The following is a 16,264-nucleotide window of genomic DNA, read 5'->3' as shown; positions in this document are numbered from 1 at the left end:
GTATGCCTCTTTTCGCTATACATCTAAAAGAGGTATAGCGATACGATGCGGCCATGGCAAGCGGTGGTGACCTGACGCTGATGATCCTGGGCTTCCTGCACGAGGAGCCCATGCACGGCTACGAGCTGAAGACGCGCATCCTCCGGCTGAGCGGCCACCTGCGCCCGGTCAGCGACGGCGCCCTGTACCCGGCCATCGCCAGGCTGGAGGCCGCAGGCCTGCTGGAGCGGTACGAGGAGGCCGGTACGGCCGCGGCCAGGCGTCAGGTGCTGTCACTGACCGAGGCGGGCGGGCAGGCGCTCGTGGAGCGGCTGAGGGCGCCGACGGACGCGGAGATCAGCGACCAGACGAAGTTCTTCGCCCTGCTGACCTTCCTGTCGGCGCTGCCGGACGCGGCCGGGCAGGCGGCGGTGCTGCGCCGCAGGCTCGACTTCCTGGAAAGGCCCGCGAGCTTCTTCCACGACGCGGACGGCCCGCTGCGCGCCGAGGAGGTGGGCGACAGGTTCAGGCGAGGGATGCTGCTGGTGGCCAGGGCGACGGGCACGGCCGAACGCGCCTGGCTGAAGAAGGAGATCGCCGAGCTGGAGGCCGGCCGGTGAGAGCGGGCCTCCAGCCTCGTCAGGCGTGCACGCTCAGAGCAGGCCCCTGCGCTCCAGCAGCGGCTCGATGCGCGGGTCGCGGCCCCTGAACGCGCGGAAGGCGTCGAGCGGGTCGACGCTGCCGCCCTTGGCCAGCAGCTCGCGGCGGAAGTGGTCGCCGTTGTCGCGCTTGAGCCCGCCGTTCTCCTTGAACCACTCCACGCTCTCGGCGTCCAGCACCTCGCTCCAGATGTAGGAGTAGTACCCGGCGCTGTAGCCGCCCGAGAAGATGTGGGCGAAGTAGTTCGTCCGGTAGCGCGGCCGTACCAGCTCGAATGCGATGCCCGCCGCACGCAGCGCCTCGGCCTCGAACGCCTCGGCGTCCTCGACCCGCTCGCCCTCGGCCAGCTTGTGCCAGGCCCAGTCCAGCAGTGTCGCGGCGAGGTACTCCACCGTCATGAAGCCCTGGTTGAACTTCTCCGCCGCCTTCATCTTCTCCACGAGTTCGGCCGGCATCGGCTCGCCGCTCTCGTGGTGCCTGGCGTAGTTGGCCAGGATCTCGGGCCAGGTCGTCCACATCTCGTTGACCTGCGAGGGGTACTCGACGAAGTCGCGCGGCACCTCGGTGCCGGACACACGCGGGTAGCGCACCTCCGAGAACAGGCCGTGCAGCGCGTGCCCGAACTCGTGGAAGGCCGTGTTGACCTCGTCGAACGTCAGCAGCGTCGGCCCCGACGCCGGCTTGGTGACATTCAGGTTGTTGACCACCACGGGAAGCGTCCCGAACAGGTACGACTGGTCGACCAGGTTGTGCATCCACGCGCCGCCGCGCTTGGTCGCACGCGCGTAGGGGTCGAGCAGGAACAGCCCCAGCGCCGAGCCGTCGGCGTTGAACACCTCGAACACGCGCACGTCGTCGTGGTAGCCGGACAGGTCGGGCCTGGCCGTGAACGTGATGCCGTAGAGCTCGGTCGCGGCGAAGAACACCCCGTCGCGGAAGACACGCTCCAGCTCGAAGTACGGCCGCATCGCCGCGCCGTCGAAGTCGTAGCGCGCCTTGCGCACCTTCTCGGCGTAGAACGACCAGTCCCACGGCTCGATCGGATGCCCGGCCTGTACGGCCAGCGCCTCGGCCTCACGCCTGGCGTTGGCCACGGCCGGGCCGACCAGCTTGGCCAGCATCTCCTCGACGGCCTCCACGCTCTTGGCGGTCTGGTCGGCCACGGAGTAGGCGGCGTGGCTCGGATAGCCCAGCAGGGCCGCGCGCTCGGCGCGCAGCGACGTCATGCGCACGGCCAGCGCGAAGTTGCCCGGCGCGCGGTCGACCGAGAGCCTGTAGAGCTTCTCGCGGGTCGCGCGCACGGTCAGCTCGGCCAGCGCCGGCTGGTTGGTGAAGTTCAGCAGGGGCAGCGTGTAGACGCCGTCCTTCTCCAGCGACTGCAGGTGGTCGGCGTCGAGGCCGTCGAGCTCGGCCGGGTCCTCGGTGACCAGGGCCGAGCCGGTGGAGGCCTTCAGCAGGTTCTGCGAGAACTCGGTGCCGAGCCTCGACAGCTCCTCGTTGAGCTCGCGCAGCCGCGCCTGCTCAGGCTCACCGAGCTCGGCGCCCGCCCGTACGAAGTCCTCGCGGTACTTCTCCAGCAGCCACGCCTCCTCGGCGTCCGCCGTCGCCACCTGCTTGAGCCGGGCGTACAGGGCCCGGTTGAGGTGGATGGCGTCGGAGTGCTGGGCCAGCTTCGGCGAGACGTCGCTCTCGATCTGCCTGATGACGTCGGTGGCGTCGGAGGAGGCCAGGGTGAAGAACGCGGTGGAGACGCGCTTCAGCACCTGCCCCGAACGCTCGAGCGCGGCGACGGTGTTGCCGAAGGTCGGAGACTCCGCGCTGGTCGCGATCGCGTCCACCTCGGCCAGCTGCTCGGCCATGCCTTGCTCGAACGCGGGCAGGTAGTGCTCCTCACGGACCTCCGCGAAGGGCGGCAGCTCGTACGGCAGGCTGCTCGGGGCGAAGAACGGGTTGGCGGGCAACGGAAGAGCTCCTCACGTGGTGGTTTGTCCCTTCAGCTTGGCACGGAGATCGCACCCGTGCGCAGATCGAAGGAGCCGATTGGGCAATCGTTTTGGTCTTAGCCCTCACCCTGGGCTATTCTTTCGGACGTCGCCAAGCGAGCTCCCCAAGGGCCTGCAAGCGGTGGGGTATGGTGTAATTGGCAGCACGACTGATTCTGGTTCAGTTAGTCTAGGTTCGAGTCCTGGTACCCCAGCTGTGAAGGATGGTCCATCCTTCACGTCGTGTGACGCGGTCCCGTCGTCTAGTGGCCCAGGACGCCGCCCTCTCAAGGCGGTAGCGCCGGTTCGAATCCGGTCGGGACTACCACGCTCACACGGTTGGTTGTTTGTTTCTTCACTGAAGGTCCCGTCGTCTAGTGGCCCAGGACGCCGCCCTCTCAAGGCGGTAGCGCCGGTTCGAATCCGGTCGGGACTACCATCTTCGAAACCCTCGATCTCATCGGGGGTTTTTCTTTTTGCCGTTTTCCCGGGGCGGTTTTCGCTTTCGCCGTTCGAAAGGCTTCGCCTGTGTGGTCGCTGGCCGTTCCCCTCGCGCCGGTGCTCGCCGTACAGGCCGTGCGGGTGCGCAGGAACACACCGAGGCTGCCTGAGGCCGGTGGGCCCCGGGCCGGGCGCACGCGGGGGCGGGAGCCCGCGCTGCGGCTGGGGGTGCTGGGGGAGTCGACGGCGGCCGGTGTGGGGGCTGAGAGCCACGAGGAGGCGCTCGCGGGGCGACTGGCCGCCGCGCTGAGCGCCAGGACGGGCCGGGCCACACGGTGGCAGGTGGCGGCGCGCAGCGGGGCGAGCACGCGGGTCACGCTGGAGGCGCTCCTGCCGCTGCTGGAGCCCGCGGACGTGGTGGTCGTGGCGCTGGGGGTCAACGACCTGCTGGAGCTGACGCGGCTGCGGGTGTTCGCACGGGATCTGACGGCGCTGCTCGGCGCGATCGAGGCGGCGTCGGTCGTGGTGACGGGGGTGCCGCCCGTGCACGTCTTCCCGTCCCTGCCGCAGCCGTTGCGTCATGTGCTCGGGCGCAGGGCGCGTGCGCTGGATCGGGTGATGGCCGGCGTTGCCGGTGACCGGCACGTGCCGATGGACCTGCCGCTCGACGAGGAGGGCTTCTTCGCCTCCGACGGCTTCCATCCCTCGGCCAAGGGCTACGCGGCCTGGGCCGAGGGACTGGCGGACGTGCTCACCGCATAGGGCGCCCTGGTCGGCGGGCGCCCTGCGGTTGCCGGGTCAGCGGCCGGTCGAGCGGGCCTTGAACAGCGCGCGTTTGGCCGCCTTGCCGACCTGGCGGTCGGGGTGGACCTGGGAGATCAGGTCGAGCAGGTCCTCCACGTGCGGATGCGGGATGCGCCACGACTCCTCGATCACGGTGCCGAGCAGGTCGGGACCGATGTCGTGCAGGCTGCTGGCGAACTCCTCGTGCCCGAGACCCGCGGAGATCGACCACATGTCGAGGATGAGCCAGTGCGTGTCGGCCTGGTCGGGCTCGGGTGCGCCCTCGACGCCGAGCTGGGTCAGATGAGTGGCGGCGTAGGGGCGCAGCGACGCCACGTCGAGCGCGGCCTGCCAGGCGGGGGTGGCCGCCTCGCCGAGCGCCCCGACCAGGCTCGCGGCCTGGACGCGGATGAGCGCGTCGTTGACGTCTTCGGCGGCGGCCTCCAGCAGCTCCTGCGCGGCCTTGGCCGGCTCGCGCCGGTCGAGCCAGGCGGCGAACTCGGCGTCCGCCTCCTCCTCGGGCAGCGCGGCGCTGACGGCGAGCAGGTCGTGCGCCGACATGGAGTCGATCGCCGGGCGCGCGTCGAGCTCGATCTCGCCGTCCTCGACCAGCGAGACCAGGCCGTCGGTGCCGAGCGCGGTGAGCGTGACGTGCTCCCCGAGCGTCACCATGCCGTATCCGGCCAGCCAGTCGAGCACCGGGGCCAGCGGGTCGCCGTAGTGCTCGGTCGCCGCGGCCCACGCGTCGGCGCCGAGCTCGTCGATGTCGGCCGCGGCCTCGGCGAGCTCCTCGCGCAGCTCCCGCAGCGGACGGGAGCCGCCCGCCAGCAGCAGCCTGACCAGCAATCCCCTGGTCAGGCCTTCGAGTGCGACCGTGAGGTCCTCGTCGGCCAGCTCCGGGTCGCCGTAGTCGACCGAGGGCAGCCCCAGCGTCCAGGCGTCGAGCACGTCGTCGTCATCGTCGAAGGGCCACTCGCCCGTGTCGCCGTCGACGCTGACGGTGTCCTCGCCGTCGGGGGTGAGGAACTCCAGGTCGACCGCGAGGTTCCAGATGTTCCACAGCTGGGGTACGGCCTGCGCCAGCGAACCTTCGACCTGCGGCAACGGCAGGCCGACGACGGCGAGCGCCTGGCCGATCTCGGCATCGCCCAGCAGGGACTCCTCGCCGACCACCCGGCCGGGACCGACCCACAGGGCCAGGTCGCGCGCCTTGGCGATGAGCGGGACGGCCCTGGCGTCGGCGGCCAGCTCGGCGTCGGGCCGGAGCCTGATCGTCGGCAGGTCGGCGAGCTCGTCGGCGAACGGCTCGAAGTCACCGAGGTCGGTGCCCTCTTCGAGCTCCTCGTCCTCGTCCTCCTCTTCGTCGCCGTGCTCGGCGATGAGGTCCTCCATGGCGTCGACGAAGTCGTCCTCGACCTCGTCGAGCTCGCGCAGGAGAGTGTCGAGCGAGTCGGAGTCGCCGGTGAGCCTGCCCTCCTCCGAGAGGAAGGTCAGATAGTTGCGGACAGCCGGAACGAGGCCGTCGGCCGCCTCCTCAGGGTCTTCGACGACCTTGGGCATGCGGTCGAGCAGCAGGGTCCCGAGGTCGCCCTGGCGCCACCTGCCGACATTGTCGGAGGCGACGAGCCTGTGCCAGAGGGCCACGGGCCCGACCAGGTCGGGGTCACTGCCGGGCGCGCGCTCCTGCGCCCACAGGATGAACTCTTGGAGCAGTGGACGCAGCTCAGTGGCGGCTACCTCGATGCGATCTGTCACCCACTCAGGCTAGTGCGCCCCGGGTGCGCTCGCCTCCCGAAATGGCCCTAGCGTTGATCACGAAAAATCCAGAACTGTCGGATTGCCTACCGCATATGCCTCCCAAGGGCCCTGTGCTCCCTCGACGCTGAGACGTCCGCGGGGGGTGTTTCCCGTGGGGAGGGGGGTTTGCGGGGAGGGCGACGGCGAGGGGGAGGGGCGGCGAAGAGGGGGCGAGGGCGGCGGCGGTGGCGCCCGGCCCGGGGGGTGGGGTCAGTTGGAGCGGCGCATGGCGTCGGTGATGCGTTCTGCTGCCGCCATCACGGGAACGGCGTGCAAGCGCCCGGGGGTGCGCGTGAGGCGTTCGATGGGGCCCGAGACCGACACCGCGGCGATGACCTTGCCCCCGGCGCCCCGGATGGCGGCCGAGACGCTGGCCACGCCCTGCTCGCGTTCGCCCACGCTGTGGGCCCAGCCGCGCCTGCGGACGCTGGCCAGGGTGGCGGCGGTGAACTTCGCACCGCGCAGGCCCCTGTGCAGACGGTCGGGCTCCTCCCACGCCAGCAGTATCTGAGCGGCCGACCCGGCGCTCATCGGCAGCGCCGAGCCGACGGGGACGGTGTCGCGCAGGCCGCTCGAACGTTCGGCGGCGGCCACGCACACGCGTTCGTCGCCCTGGCGTCTGTACAGTTGGGCGCTTTCCCCGGTCAGGTCCCTGAGCTGCGTCAACACGGGTGCGGCCACCGCGAGCAGGCGGTCTTCGCCGGCCGCGGTGGACAACTCCGACAGCCTCGGGCCCAGCACGAATCGGCCTTGGGTGTCGCGCGAGACGATCCTGTGGTGCTCAAGGGCGACGGCGAGCCGGTGCGCCGTCGGCCTGGCCAGTCCGGTGGCCTGGACGAGCTGCGCGAGCGAGGCCGGACCCGCTTCGAGGGCGTTGAGCACGAGAACGGCCTTGTCGAGTACGCCGACTCCGCTAGAGTTGTCCATACACCGATACTGCCGTCTCGACATATGAGAAAGCAAGTCGGCGGATCTCAAGGAGGAGATGGGATGGGCCGCACACTCGCGGAGAAGGTTTGGGAGCAGCACGTCGTCAGGCGCGCGGACGGCGAACCCGACCTGCTCTACATCGACCTGCACCTCATTCACGAGGTCACCAGCCCGCAGGCGTTCGACGGACTCCGTCTCGCAGGCAGGCCCGTGCGGCGTCCCGACCTGACCATCGCCACCGAGGACCACAACGTCCCGACCGTGCTCGGCCCGATCTCCGACCCGGTCTCCAAGACCCAGGTCGAGACCCTGCGCAAGAACGCGGCCGAGTTCGGCATCCGCCTGCACCCGATGGGCGACGCCGGCCAGGGCGTCGTGCACATCATCGGCCCGCAGTTCGGCCTGACCCAGCCGGGCATGACGATCGTGTGCGGCGACTCCCACACCTCCACGCACGGGGCCTTCGGCGGCATCGCGTTCGGCATCGGCACCTCCGAGGTCGAGCACGTGCTGGCCACCCAGACGCTCCCGGCGTACCGGCCGAAGACCATGGCCATCGAGGTGTCGGGCGAACTGCCGGTCGGCGTCACCGCCAAGGACCTGATCCTGGCCATCATCGCCAAGATCGGCACCGGCGGCGGCCAAGGCTACATCGTCGAGTACCGGGGCGAGGCCGTCCGCAAACTGTCGATGGAAGGCCGGATGACGGTCTGCAACATGTCCATCGAGGCGGGCGCGCGGGCCGGGCTGATCGCTCCGGACCGGACCACGTTCGACTACCTGAAGGGCCGCCCGCACGCGCCCGAGGGCGAGGCCTGGGACCAGGCCGTCGCGTACTGGGAGTCCCTGGTCACCGACGACGACGCCGTCTTCGACACGGTCGTCGAGATCGACGCCTCGACGCTGACGCCGTTCGTCACGTGGGGCACCAACCCGGGCCAGGGCCTGCCGCTCGGCGCCGCCGTACCCGATCCCGAGGACTTCGCCGACCCGATCGAGCGTTCGGCCGCCGAGCGCGCGCTGGAGTACATGGGCCTGACGGCGGGCACGCCGCTCCGCGAGATCGAGGTCGACACGGTGTTCGTCGGCTCGTGCACCAACGGGCGGATGGAGGACCTGCGGGCTGCGGCCGAGATCCTGCGCGGGCGTCAGGTCAAGACGCGCACGCTGATCGTGCCTGGCTCGATGCTGGTCAAGCTGCAGGCCGAGCAGGAGGGGCTGCACGAGGTGTTCAAGGCCGCCGGCGCGGAGTGGCGTGAGGCCGGCTGCTCGATGTGCCTGGGCATGAACCCGGACACGCTGGCCCCGGGCGAGCGCAGCGCCTCCACCTCCAACCGCAACTTCGAGGGCCGCCAGGGCAAGGGCGGGCGCACCCACCTGGTCTCGCCGCAGGTCGCGGCCGCGACCGCGGTCACCGGCCGCCTGACCGCCCCCGCCGACCTGGCCTAGGAAGGACTGACATGGACGCTTTCACCACGCACACCGGCACCGCGGTGCCCCTGCGCCGCAGCAACGTCGACACCGACCAGATCATCCCCGCGGTCTGGCTGAAGCAGGTCAGCAGGACCGGCTTCGAGAAGGGCCTGTTCTCGGCCTGGCGCGAGGACCCGACGTTCGTGCTCAACGACCCGTCCTACGAGGGCGGCTCGATCCTGGTCTCCGGCCCGGACTTCGGCACCGGCTCCTCGCGCGAGCACGCGGTGTGGGCCCTGCAGCAGTACGGCTTCCGCGTCGTGATCGCGGCGAGGTTCGGCGACATCTTCCGCAACAACTCCACGAAGATGGGCCTGCTGCCGGTCGTGCTGCCCGGCGAGACCGTCGAGGCGTTGCAGGCCGCGATCGAGGCGGACCCGACGACGCCCGTCACCGTCGACCTGGCCGAGCGCCAGGTGCGCTGGGCCGATCAGAGCGCGGCTTTCGAGATCGACGACTACACGCGCTGGCGGCTGATGGAGGGCCTGGACGACATCGGTCTGACCCTGCGTCACGCCGACGACGTGACGGCATACGAGAATGGTCGGCAGCCATGGCTGCCGACGACCGTCTAGACGACGTACCCCTGGAAGACGACACGCTGGCGCGGCGGTTGCGTGAGGCGCACCGCCGCGTCCGGGCGTTGTCCGTGCCGATCGAGGAAAGAGAGCGGCTTTCGCGACGCTTTCTGGCGATTTGTGACCTCGCGAAACGCGATTTGGCGCTCGCCGCGACCCGTCTGGACGTCTTTCTGGGCGACCTGGGCGAGCACTCCGACACGCCACACGCACGCGAAAACACGCTGGGTGATTGAGTTCGCCTGCGATCCCGCTTAATTTCGAGCCCGTAAGGGGTTTCTAACCGGTGACTCGTGCTGGAACCCCGAGCCGTAACAGGGGGAGCGAAACCTACATGAACAAGCGGGAACTCGTCGACGCCATCGCGGACCGGGTGGGCGACAAGAAGACGGCCACCGAGGCCGTGAACGCGGTGCTCGAGGCCATTCAGAGTGCCGTCGCCGGCGGCGACAAGGTCTCGATCACGGGCTTCGGCGCGTTCGAGATGGTCCACAAGCCTGCGCGCACGGCCAGGAACCCTTCGACCGGCGCCGAGATCAAGGTCGCCGAGAGCTGGGCGCCGAAGTTCCGTCCGGGTTCGGACTTCAAGGAGCTGGTCAACGTCGGCGGCAAGAAGGCCAACAAGAAGAAGTAGCCGCATCGGCGTGCCCGCCCGGATCTCCTCGACCAGGAGGTCCGGGCGTCGGCGTTCAGGGCAGCTGCGGCGGCACCGCGAACGTCGACAGCGTCACATAGGTGATCTCGCCGCCGGTGAGCACGATGGAGACGCGCTGGCCGCCGCGCAGCAACAGCAGCGGGCCCGCGTCGAAGGCGTGGGAGTCGAACGGCAGCACGCTGCCGTCGTCGAGGAAGACCGAGCCCGAACGGGTCGCCTGGTCGAAGTCACGCACCGTCGCCTGCACGCCGACCAGCGTAGGCGCTATCGGCGCGTGAGGGGAGGCCCGCCGGGCCCGAGATCGAGGTCGGCGACCACCGAGGCCGTGTGCGGGCCCAGTCCCAGGACGAACGCCGCCCGCAGGTCGTCGGGTGTGTCCACGTCACGCCGTACTGAGGCGATCCCGTCCAGGCCGAGCTCCTTGGCGCCCTTGGCCAGATGCCTGGCCCGCGACTCGCCGCCGAAGCCGGGGGAGAACCTCACGCCCGGCCGTACCCCGTAGAACGTGGTGCCGACGTCGGCGGCGTCGGGGACGAAGGCCTGGTCGTGGTCGGCGGCGGCCTGGAGCACCAGGGCCAGCTCGGCGGGGCGCAACGCGGGCAGGTCGGCCTGCAGCGCGCCGACCGCGTCACCGGGCGCCAGCCGTACGGCATGGGCGGCGCCCGCGCGCAGAGCGGTGTTGAGACCGCGGTCGGGGTCGGGGACCACGTCGGCGCCGAGCGCGGCCAGCGGGCCCGCGGCGGCGGGGTCGGCGGTGACGACGATCACCCGGGAGACCAGGGGGCAGGCCAGCGCGGCCGAGAGGGTGTCGCACGCGACGGCGACGGCCAGGCGGGTGCGATGCGGGCCCGTCGCGGCGGCCAGCCGCGTCTTCGCCGCGACCAGTGTCTTGACCGGGATGACCAGCGACCAGCGGATGCTCATACCGTGTAGCATCCCGCCTCCCCCTTCGCGGCGGTCAACCGGTATGTCGCTACCTCGACATCACCGGCCGCCACCCGCGAGACTGGGGCCGCGCGGATCTCGCGCACGTGTGTGGGAGGAAGGTCAATGAGAGGGCGCCCCGGCCGGCCCACCCGATTCTGGGAGGCCTTCGCAGTCGTGATCGTCAAGCCGCTCTCGTGGCTGCTGGTCAGGAAGGACTGGCGTGCGGGCGACCGGATCCCGCGCACGGGCGGCGTGATCATCGCAGCCAATCACCTGTCGTGGACCGATCCAGTGCTGCTGTCGCACTACCTCTACAACCACGGGCGGTGGCCGACGATCCTGGCCAAGGCGGCGCTGTTCGACGTGCCCCTGCTCGGGATCGCCGTGCGCGCGTTGCGGGCCATCCCGGTCAGGCGGGGCAGCGCGGAGGCGGCCAGATCGTTGCTGATCTCCAAGGAGCGGCTGGCCGAGGAGGGCGCGGCGGTGCTGTTCTACCCGGAGGGCACGATGACCCGCGATCCGCAGCTGTGGCCGATGGCCGGCAAGACGGGCGTGGCCAGGCTGGCCCTGGAGACGGGCGCGCAGGTGATCCCGGTGGCGCACTGGGGCGCGCAGGACCTGCTGCCCTACGGAGCCAAGCGGCCGAGGCTGCTGCCGCGCAAGACGTTCAGGGCGCAGGCCGGGCCGCCGGTCGACCTGTCGAAGTACGCCGGGCTCGAACCACACGCGGACGTGCTCAGAGCGGCGACGGCCGACATCATGGCGGCCATCACGGCCCAGCTCGCCGAGCTTCGCGGTCAGGCGCCGCCGCCGAAGCCTTTCGATCCCGCCCACCCCTGATTTCGGCGTACGGTGAACAGATGACCAAGGCCGCCGTTTTCGGCACCGGCTCGTGGGGCACCACGTTCGCCATGATCCTCGCAGAGGCCGGCACACAGACGACCCTCTGGGGACGCAGAGCGGAGATCGTCGAGGCGGTCGATCGGCGCCACGAGAATCCCGACTACATGCCGGGCATCGCGTTGCCGTCCTCGCTGCGGGCGACCACGGACCCGGTGGAGGCGCTCGACGGCGCCGACTTCGTGGTGCTCGCCGTACCCTCGCACACGTTGCGCGCCAACCTCGCGCACTGGCAGCCGCACCTGCCCGACGGCGCGGTGCTCGTCAGCCTGATGAAGGGCATCGAGCTCGGCACGACAAAGCGGATGAGCGAGGTGATCCGCGAGGTCGCGGGCGTGCCCGAGGAGCGGATCGCGGTGGTGTCCGGGCCCAATCTGGCCCTGGAGATCGCCAGGAGGGAGCCGGCGGCGGCCGTCGTGGCCTGTGCCGATCCGGAGGTCGCCGAGCGGCTCCAGGAGGCGTGCCACGTGCCGTGGTTTCGGCCCTACACCAACCCCGACGTGGTGGGCGCCGAGCTCGGCGGCACGGTCAAGAACGTCATCGCGCTCGCGGTCGGCATCGCGGCGGGCATGGGACTCGGCGACAACGTCAGGGCCACCCTGATGACCAGAGGCCTGGCCGAGATCGCCAGACTGGGCGCGGTGCTCGGCGCCGACGCGCACACGTTCGCGGGTCTGGCCGGCATGGGAGATCTGGTGGCGACCTGCTCCTCCCCCTTGTCGCGCAACCGGACGTTCGGCGAGAATCTGGGGCGCGGCATGACACTGGCAGAGGTCATCGCCGCGACCAAGCAGACCGCCGAGGGCGTCAAGTCCTGCGAGTCGGTCCTCGAACTTGCCAGGAAGCACGACGTGGAGATGCCGATCACCGAGGTCGTCGTAGGAGTCGTACACGACGGGATGACGCCGGGAGAAGCAGGCGTCCTGCTGATGTCGCGCTCGCCCAAGCCCGAACGGTACGGAGTGTGAGGCGCGCGGGCGAGAACACCAGGTCGGTACGGCTCCCGCCACCGACCAGGGAACGGCAGGCCGCCGATGTGTTCGCCGCCTCCGTGGCCTCCCTTGAGGGAGCCGCAGCGCCCGAGGACGTCGCCGGTCACGCCTTCGCCTCGGCGGGCGCCGCGCTGAGCGCGATCCTCATGACGTTCCTGCGCGGCGGCACCCACGTGGTGGCGCCCGCGCCAGGCGACGGGTTGCTGACCAATGTGATGTCCAGGTTCGGGGTCAGCGCCGACTTCGTGGACTTCGCCGATCTGGCCAGGGTCCGCGAGGCGGTCAAGCCGATCACGAAGATCGTCTATGTGGAGACGCTCGCCGAGCCCGCGATGAGTGTGGCCGACATCCGCAGCCTGTATCGGATCGCCAGGGGAGCGGGCGCACTGCTCGTCGTCGACTCGACCCTGGCCACGCCGGTCGTCTGCAGGCCGCTCGAACACGGCGCCGACCTGGTGCTGCACTCGGCGGGCGGCTTCCTCGGCGGGCAGGCGGGGCTCGGCGGCGGCGTCGTGGTCGGCAGGCCCGATCTGGTGGCCAGGCTCAGGCAGGTGGCCGCCGACCTGGGCGCGTCGCTCGGCCCCGACGACGCGTTCCTGCTGCGCAGGGGGCTGGAGACGCTGCCGCTGCGGATCCGCAGGATGTGCTCGACCGCGATGGTGTTCGCCGCGGCCGTGGCCAAGCATCCGGCCGTCACCCGTGTCGACTACCCGGGGCTGCCGTGGCATCCGGGGCACCAGCTCGCGCGCAGGCTGTTCGACTCGGGTCCGGAAGGCACCCGTTTCGGGCCTTGCGTCACCTTGACCCCGCAGGGCGACCCGGGCAAGCTGCTCACCCGGTTCCGGCTGGTCGAATCCGGCGTCGTCGCAGGTGGGGCGGTGACGAGGGCGACGGTGGCGGGGGAGTCGCTGCGCTTCTCTATGGGCCTGGAGGACGCCGAGGACCTCATCGCCGATGTCACCAGAGCGCTCGACTCGCAGCGCTGACAAGTGGGTTTGCCGCTCGGACGCGGTAGATTCGGGATTCATGAGCAAGCCACGCGTCGCGGTTGTTTTCGGTGGTCGCAACTCCGAGCACGCCGTCTCCCTCATGGGAGCCGGCAGCGTGCTGCAGGTGATCGACAGGTCCAAGTACGAAGTGATCCCCATCGGAATCGCCCAGGACGGCCGGTGGGTGCTCGGCTCGGCCGGGCAGCGCTACGCGATCGAGGACGGCGAACTGCCGATCGTCGACGACGCGGGAGCCGGGCTCGCGCTGCCGTCGGGGAGCGGACCGCTCATCGCCTACGAGTCGGGCGCCATCCCGGTCGAACTCGGCCAGGTCGATGTCGTCTTCCCCGTCATGCACGGCCCCTTCGCCGAGGACGGCACGATCCAGGGCCTGCTGGAGATGGCGGGCGTGCGCTATGTCGGCTCGGGCGTGCTGGCCAGCGCCGTCGGCATGGACAAGGCGTACATGAAGGCGGTCATGGCCTCCGCCGGGCTGCCCATCGGCCCGTATGTCGTGGTCAGGGAGCGCGACTGGCGGCTGGAGCGCGACCGCGTGGTCAAGGAGGTCGAGGAGCTCGGCTGGCCGGTGTTCGTCAAGCCGGCGCGCGCCGGGTCCAGCCAGGGCATCTCCAAGGCGCACGACGTCGCCTCGCTGGAACGTGCCGTCGACCTGGCGCGCGAGCACGACCCCAAGGTGCTGGTCGAGGCGGCGATCGTCGGGCGTGAGATCGAGTGCGCGGTGCTGCAGTCGCTGGGCGACGAGCCGCCGATCGCCTCGGAGCCGGGCGAGGTGCTGGTGGAGGGCGGCCAGGAGTTCTTCGACTTCGAGGCCAAGTACTACGCCGACCAGATGTCGCTGGCCGTGCCCGCCGACATCCCCGCCGACAAGGCCGAGGAGATCAGGGCCATGGCGGTGCGCGCGTTCGAGGCGCTGGAGTGCGAGGGGCTGTCCCGGGTCGACTTCTTCTACACCGAGGAGGGCAAGCTGGTCTTCAACGAGATCAACACCATGCCCGGCTTCACCTCGCTCTCGGTGGCCCCCCAGCTGCTCGGCGCCGGCGGCCTCACCTACGCCGCCCTCGTCGACCACCTGGTCCAGCTCGCCCTCTCCCGCTCCCCCGGCCTGCGCTGACCCGGTCGGAACGCCGCCCCGTTACGACACCGCCCTGTTACGACGCCGCCCCGTTACGGCAGGCCGTACCCGGGCCACCGCGGTCACGGGGCCGGGGCCCGTCCAGCACGCATGCTCCAGCGGGACTCCGGCGGGCCGCCGTCACGTCGTGGCGCGTTTGATGGGCCCCGACAGGTCGACCAGCACGGCGGGCGCCTCGTGCGTGCGCCCGACCGTCACCTCGACATAGGCCAGATCGGTCACGGCGGTGAACAGCGTCTCGACATCGGGATCGGGATACCAGCCGACGTCGTCGATCTCGGAGAGCTGATCGGTCGGCGCCATCTTGTACGGCCTGGGCACGCCGCAGCGCACCGCGATCTCCGCCTCGCCCCACACCGCCACGAAGGGCGAGGCCGGGACCGTCTCGGCGCGGCCCGCTCCGTCGAGGGTGGCGGGCAGCAGCTTCGCCAGGGCCTGACAGGCGGCGAGCGCCGGGCCTTGCGGGGTCGGCGGCTCCACCTGGACGGCGCCGCCGCACCCGGCGAGCAGGAGTCCGGCACAGGCGAGAGCGGGCACCAGGGCCGGGCGCAGCTTCACGAGGGTCTCGCTAGATGTGGACGATGGGGCACGTCAGCGTGCGTGTGATTCCCTCGACGGCCTGGATCTGGGCCACGACCAGCTTGCCCAGCTCGTCGACGTTGCGGGCCTCGGCGCGCACGATGACGTCATAGGGGCCGGTCACGTCTTCGGCCTGGGTGACGCCGGTGATCGAGGCGATCTCCCTCGCCACATTCGCCGCCTTGCCCACTTCGGTCTGAATAAGGATGTAGGCCTGCACCATGACGTCCTCCCGGGCGGTTGGATCAGCGCCGAATCGCCACCGTACCCTGTGTCCAACAGGAGGTGTGTCATCACAGTAGGAGATCTCGGCGAATTCGGAGTCGTTACCCGAATCGGGGAGCGTTTGTCGCAGGGCGTCGGAGTATTGCTCGGCCCTGGTGACGATGCCGCCGTCGTCAGCGCGCCCGACGGCCGCGTCGTCGTGACAACCGACCTTCTGCTTGAGGGTAGGCACTTTCGCCGCGATTGGTCCAGTGGGTATGACATCGGGCGAAAGGCCGCAGCACAGAATCTTTCCGACGTCGTTGCCATGGGGGCCGAGCCCACCGCGATCGTCGTCGGGCTCGGTATGCCCGCCTCCACGCCGGTCGACTGGCTCGACGCCCTGGCCGACGGGCTGCGCGACGAGTGCGCTCTGGTGGGGGCGAGCGTCGCGGGGGGCGACATCACACGGTCGGAGTCGGTGGTGATCGGCGTGACCGCGCTGGGCGACCTCGGCGGCAGGGAGCCGGTGACGCGGTCGAAGGCCAGGGCGGGCGACGTGGTGGCGTTCGCCGGGCGGCTCGGTTACGCGGGTGCGGGGCTGGCGTTGCTGGAGGGCGGGGTCACCCAGCTGTTCAACCGGTTGCCCGGGGAGCTGCTCGCCGCCGTCGACGGGCACAGGCGGCCGTGCCCGCCGTACTCGTGCGGGCCCGAGGCGGCTCGGCTCGGGGCCAGTGCGATGCTCGACGTCAGCGACGGGCTGGTGCAGGACCTCGGGCACATCGCGAAGGCCTCGGGGGTGGGCGTGGTGCTCGATCCCGGCGCCTTTCCGATCGGCGATCCGGTGGCGGCGGCGGCCAAGGAGCTCGGCGTCGATCCACTGGAGTGGGTGCTCACCGGAGGCGACGACCACGCGCTCGTGGCTGCCTTTCCGGCCGGAATCCGGCTGCCTTCGCGCTGGCAGGTTGTCGGGCGGGTGGTGGAAGCCGGACCCGATGGGGCGAATGTGCAGGTCGAGGGGCGTCTGGCGGGCCCTGGTGGCTGGGATCACTTTCGGGCGTAAGCTGTCCGGATTTAGGTGGCTGCCTGTGATGTTGCAGTGAAAGTTGTGACAAACGCGTATTAAAGATGTTATGAAGATGGGCGGCCATGTACCCAGAAGAAAGGGAAGTCATGGGCCGTCATGGCAACGACCCGCACGACCCCGCGTCACAGGACGCCTTCGGCGCAGGTGAGCACTAC

General features: G+C 70.4%; 18 protein-coding genes and 3 tRNA genes. 14 read left to right on the top strand and 7 right to left on the bottom strand.

What is annotated here, in order from left to right; all coding sequences use genetic code 11:
- Positions 1-53: 53 nt before the first annotated feature.
- Entirely contained in the window at positions 54-599 is a 546-nt protein-coding gene (locus tag ACTWNK_RS36415) for a PadR family transcriptional regulator (RefSeq protein ID WP_474309456.1), read from the top strand.
- A 33-nt stretch (positions 600-632) separates the two neighbouring features.
- On the opposite strand, the gene ACTWNK_RS36410 is transcribed toward ACTWNK_RS36415, so the two are convergent.
- Entirely contained in the window at positions 633-2,600 is a 1,968-nt protein-coding gene (locus ACTWNK_RS36410) for a M3 family metallopeptidase (RefSeq protein WP_474309455.1), read from the bottom strand.
- 164 nt (positions 2,601-2,764) lie between these two features.
- Here ACTWNK_RS36410 and ACTWNK_RS36405 point away from each other — a divergent pair.
- The 4 genes from ACTWNK_RS36405 (at position 2,765) to ACTWNK_RS36390 (ending at position 3,824) form a co-directional block, all read left to right on the top strand.
- A tRNA-Gln gene (locus tag ACTWNK_RS36405) sits at positions 2,765-2,836 on the top strand.
- Between the two features lie 37 nt (positions 2,837-2,873).
- Positions 2,874-2,949 (top strand) — tRNA-Glu (locus ACTWNK_RS36400).
- A gap of 35 nt (positions 2,950-2,984) precedes the next feature.
- Positions 2,985-3,060: transfer RNA gene (locus ACTWNK_RS36395), tRNA-Glu, on the top strand.
- An 89-nt stretch (positions 3,061-3,149) separates the two neighbouring features.
- Positions 3,150-3,824 carry an SGNH/GDSL hydrolase family protein gene (locus tag ACTWNK_RS36390; protein ID WP_474309454.1) on the top strand — a complete coding sequence of 225 codons (675 nt, stop codon included), beginning with the start codon at positions 3,150-3,152 and terminating at the stop codon, positions 3,822-3,824.
- 36 nt (positions 3,825-3,860) lie between these two features.
- On the opposite strand, the gene ACTWNK_RS36385 is transcribed toward ACTWNK_RS36390, so the two are convergent.
- The gene (locus tag ACTWNK_RS36385; protein ID WP_474309453.1) at positions 3,861-5,600 is read right to left on the bottom strand and encodes a hypothetical protein; all 1,740 of its coding nucleotides are present in this window, start codon (positions 5,598-5,600) and stop codon (positions 3,861-3,863) included.
- A 252-nt stretch (positions 5,601-5,852) separates the two neighbouring features.
- Positions 5,853-6,569, bottom strand: coding sequence for an IclR family transcriptional regulator (locus ACTWNK_RS36380; protein WP_474309452.1), 717 nt, complete (start codon positions 6,567-6,569; stop codon positions 5,853-5,855).
- 63 nt (positions 6,570-6,632) lie between these two features.
- Between ACTWNK_RS36380 and leuC the strand changes: the two genes are divergently transcribed.
- The 4 genes from leuC to ACTWNK_RS36360 all read left to right on the top strand — a co-directional run bounded on the left by leuC (position 6,633) and on the right by ACTWNK_RS36360 (position 9,257).
- Positions 6,633-8,021, top strand: coding sequence for a 3-isopropylmalate dehydratase large subunit (gene leuC / locus ACTWNK_RS36375; protein ID WP_474309451.1), 1,389 nt, complete (start codon positions 6,633-6,635; stop codon positions 8,019-8,021).
- Between the two features lie 11 nt (positions 8,022-8,032).
- Positions 8,033-8,620 (top strand): 3-isopropylmalate dehydratase small subunit, encoded by a 588-nt coding sequence (gene leuD, locus ACTWNK_RS36370; protein ID WP_474309450.1) that lies wholly within the window; start codon positions 8,033-8,035, stop codon positions 8,618-8,620.
- Positions 8,599-8,859: an SCO5555 family protein gene (locus tag ACTWNK_RS36365; RefSeq protein WP_474309449.1), complete on the top strand. Its 261-nt coding sequence runs from the start codon at positions 8,599-8,601 to the stop codon at positions 8,857-8,859. Before leuD ends, ACTWNK_RS36365 begins: the two co-directional genes overlap by 22 nt.
- A 98-nt stretch (positions 8,860-8,957) precedes the next feature.
- Positions 8,958-9,257 carry an HU family DNA-binding protein gene (locus ACTWNK_RS36360; RefSeq protein ID WP_474309448.1) on the top strand — a complete coding sequence of 100 codons (300 nt, stop codon included), beginning with the start codon at positions 8,958-8,960 and terminating at the stop codon, positions 9,255-9,257.
- A gap of 55 nt (positions 9,258-9,312) precedes the next feature.
- Here ACTWNK_RS36360 and ACTWNK_RS36355 read toward each other — a convergent pair whose 3' ends face one another.
- The gene (locus ACTWNK_RS36355) at positions 9,313-9,525 is read right to left on the bottom strand and encodes a hypothetical protein (protein ID WP_474309447.1); all 213 of its coding nucleotides are present in this window, start codon (positions 9,523-9,525) and stop codon (positions 9,313-9,315) included.
- Positions 9,526-9,542: 17 nt separating this feature from the next.
- Positions 9,543-10,202: a 2-phospho-L-lactate guanylyltransferase gene (gene cofC, locus ACTWNK_RS36350; protein WP_474309446.1), complete on the bottom strand. Its 660-nt coding sequence runs from the start codon at positions 10,200-10,202 to the stop codon at positions 9,543-9,545.
- Between the two features lie 126 nt (positions 10,203-10,328).
- On the opposite strand from cofC, the gene ACTWNK_RS36345 reads away from it, so the two are divergent.
- Genes ACTWNK_RS36345 through ACTWNK_RS36330 form a run of 4 tightly spaced genes read left to right on the top strand, consistent with a single transcriptional unit; the run spans position 10,329 to position 14,218 of the window.
- The gene (locus ACTWNK_RS36345) at positions 10,329-11,045 is read left to right on the top strand and encodes a lysophospholipid acyltransferase family protein (protein ID WP_474309445.1); all 717 of its coding nucleotides are present in this window, start codon (positions 10,329-10,331) and stop codon (positions 11,043-11,045) included.
- Positions 11,046-11,065: 20 nt separating this feature from the next.
- On the top strand, positions 11,066-12,073 hold the full coding sequence (locus ACTWNK_RS36340; RefSeq protein WP_474309444.1) for an NAD(P)H-dependent glycerol-3-phosphate dehydrogenase: 1,008 nt from the start codon (positions 11,066-11,068) through the stop codon (positions 12,071-12,073).
- Positions 12,070-13,083 (top strand): trans-sulfuration enzyme family protein, encoded by a 1,014-nt coding sequence (locus ACTWNK_RS36335; protein ID WP_474309443.1) that lies wholly within the window; start codon positions 12,070-12,072, stop codon positions 13,081-13,083. The genes ACTWNK_RS36340 and ACTWNK_RS36335 overlap by 4 nt, the downstream gene beginning before the upstream one ends.
- Positions 13,084-13,123: 40 nt before the next feature.
- The gene (locus ACTWNK_RS36330) at positions 13,124-14,218 is read left to right on the top strand and encodes a D-alanine--D-alanine ligase family protein (protein WP_474309442.1); all 1,095 of its coding nucleotides are present in this window, start codon (positions 13,124-13,126) and stop codon (positions 14,216-14,218) included.
- Positions 14,219-14,359: 141 nt separating this feature from the next.
- Here the strand turns inward: ACTWNK_RS36330 and ACTWNK_RS36325 are convergent, their stop codons facing one another.
- The gene (locus tag ACTWNK_RS36325; protein WP_474309441.1) at positions 14,360-14,797 is read right to left on the bottom strand and encodes a DUF3515 family protein; all 438 of its coding nucleotides are present in this window, start codon (positions 14,795-14,797) and stop codon (positions 14,360-14,362) included.
- A 10-nt stretch (positions 14,798-14,807) separates the two neighbouring features.
- Complete coding sequence (locus ACTWNK_RS36320; RefSeq protein ID WP_474311092.1) at positions 14,808-15,041, bottom strand: Lrp/AsnC family transcriptional regulator; 234 nt, start codon at positions 15,039-15,041, stop codon at positions 14,808-14,810.
- Here ACTWNK_RS36320 and ACTWNK_RS36315 point away from each other — a divergent pair.
- The gene (locus ACTWNK_RS36315; RefSeq protein WP_474311090.1) at positions 14,928-16,085 is read left to right on the top strand and encodes a thiamine-phosphate kinase; all 1,158 of its coding nucleotides are present in this window, start codon (positions 14,928-14,930) and stop codon (positions 16,083-16,085) included. The genes ACTWNK_RS36320 and ACTWNK_RS36315 overlap by 114 nt on opposite strands.
- The last annotated feature ends 179 nt before the right edge of the window (positions 16,086-16,264 follow it).

It is taken from the genome of Nonomuraea sp. IBHARD001, assembly GCF_056106265.1.
The sequence above is the reverse complement of the archived record's forward strand: the minus strand, read 5'-3'. Positions and strand labels throughout refer to the sequence as shown.

Excerpts from the sequence above, each read along its gene's own strand:
- ACTWNK_RS36415 (WP_474309456.1), top strand. The coding sequence starts at position 54 with ATGGCAAGCGGTGGTGACCTGACGCTGATGATCCTGGGCTTCCTGCAC.
- ACTWNK_RS36380 (WP_474309452.1), bottom strand. The coding sequence starts at position 6,569 with ATGGACAACTCTAGCGGAGTCGGCGTACTCGACAAGGCCGTTCTCGTG.
- leuC (WP_474309451.1), top strand. The coding sequence starts at position 6,633 with ATGGGCCGCACACTCGCGGAGAAGGTTTGGGAGCAGCACGTCGTCAGG.
- leuD (WP_474309450.1), top strand. The coding sequence starts at position 8,033 with ATGGACGCTTTCACCACGCACACCGGCACCGCGGTGCCCCTGCGCCGC.
- ACTWNK_RS36365 (WP_474309449.1), top strand. The coding sequence starts at position 8,599 with ATGGCTGCCGACGACCGTCTAGACGACGTACCCCTGGAAGACGACACG.
- ACTWNK_RS36360 (WP_474309448.1), top strand. The coding sequence starts at position 8,958 with ATGAACAAGCGGGAACTCGTCGACGCCATCGCGGACCGGGTGGGCGAC.
- cofC (WP_474309446.1), bottom strand. The coding sequence starts at position 10,202 with ATGAGCATCCGCTGGTCGCTGGTCATCCCGGTCAAGACACTGGTCGCG.
- ACTWNK_RS36345 (WP_474309445.1), top strand. The coding sequence starts at position 10,329 with ATGAGAGGGCGCCCCGGCCGGCCCACCCGATTCTGGGAGGCCTTCGCA.
- ACTWNK_RS36340 (WP_474309444.1), top strand. The coding sequence starts at position 11,066 with ATGACCAAGGCCGCCGTTTTCGGCACCGGCTCGTGGGGCACCACGTTC.
- ACTWNK_RS36330 (WP_474309442.1), top strand. The coding sequence starts at position 13,124 with ATGAGCAAGCCACGCGTCGCGGTTGTTTTCGGTGGTCGCAACTCCGAG.
- ACTWNK_RS36320 (WP_474311092.1), bottom strand. The coding sequence starts at position 15,041 with ATGGTGCAGGCCTACATCCTTATTCAGACCGAAGTGGGCAAGGCGGCG.